This window comes from Pseudomonas juntendi, assembly GCF_009932375.1.
GTDB classification, from domain to species: domain Bacteria; phylum Pseudomonadota; class Gammaproteobacteria; order Pseudomonadales; family Pseudomonadaceae; genus Aquipseudomonas; species Aquipseudomonas juntendi.
The window spans coordinates 1-206 of sequence record NZ_BLJG01000536.1 but is presented as its reverse complement, the minus strand read 5'-3'; the positions used below and the strand labels follow the sequence as shown (position 1 = coordinate 206).

Below are 206 nucleotides of genomic sequence, written 5' to 3'. Positions count from 1 at the left end.
CGCCAGCGCTTTGCCGCGACTTTGAAAGAGCGCCTGCACGAACTGGAACACCAGGTGCGCGACATGCTGGTATTCGCCCGTGGCGAGCTGCCGCTGGGCGATCGGCTCACCCCCAAGGCCCTGTTCCAGGCCTTGCAGCAGGCCGCCCAGGCCCATGTGCAGGGGCACGCCGTGCGCTGGCAGTGCGACAGCCACCTGGGTGAGCT

The 206-nt window shown here is 68.4% G+C and carries 1 pseudogene; it reads left to right on the top strand.

Annotation, left to right across the window (positions count from 1 at the left end):
* Positions 1-206 (top strand): annotated as a pseudogene (locus GYA94_RS27120) (PAS domain-containing sensor histidine kinase); the annotation flags it as partial.